The organism is Vibrio sp. D173a, assembly GCF_030248475.1.
The window spans coordinates 1-870 of record NZ_JAHGAH010001325.1; the positions used below are offsets into that span (position 1 = coordinate 1).

Consider the following 870-nt stretch of genomic DNA (forward strand, 5'->3'; position numbering starts at 1 on the left):
CTACACTGAAGGGGTTTGGGACATGGTCATGTCTCCGCGAACTCAGCCAGTCAACAACCAAATCAATACCACTCAGCAAGAAGACAACGGCATCACCAGTGCCAATAGTCCTTATGAAGCGGAACCTATTAACCTTGGTTACGACTTAAAGCGTCAAGAGAACCGCTTAAAGGTTGCCTCACAAGTTGAGATAACCACCTCAAAGGGTCAAGTGTTGCACGGTGTTACTGTGGATATATCGCCATCAGGCGGGAAATTCAAGGTGCCAAGCGCATTCAAATACAACCTTGGCGAAATTGTCGGCGTCAAATTTACTGAATTGGTCGAAAAGTCGAAAGAGCCTGATGTGGATAGAACCACTGAGTTTCGTATTCTTGGAATCGACGACTCTTTCGAGAACAATGCAGTTAAGTTCCTACGAACGGTGCGTGTTTGTGACAGCAATGTCGTAGGCAGACTGATCGAAGAGTCACTCAACAGCAGCAGCAAAAAGACCCAACACGAGAACCAAGACCGCATCATTCGTACTCGAACTCGCGGTATTGAGCATACTTACCTCAAACATACCTGTAACCTGCCCCTCTTTTTTAGCGGTAATGAGCTAAAACTGGCTCTATTAACCGACAACAACCACCCTCTTTGGCAGTACTGGCATGACGAGCGTAACCAACAAGCTTTAGGTACGTTGTTTAATGAGCAGCGTATGAATCAATTGGCGAAACCTGGAGTGAAAGGGACGAGCAATGTTATCTACTCGTTCACTCACGAGCACCAAAATAAGACGTTGTTCTACTCTATGATGTTGCAAGAGGCGAGCAGTGAGCAACGCCAATTGTTCTGGCACATTGGTGCGAAAAGATCGAGTTGGAA

1 protein-coding gene is annotated in these 870 nt (G+C 46.3%); it reads left to right on the forward strand.

The annotated features are described in order from the left end of the window. The coding region (locus tag KIV40_RS33125) for a PilZ domain-containing protein (RefSeq protein WP_285353631.1) at positions 1–870 on the forward strand (870 nt) is incomplete at both ends.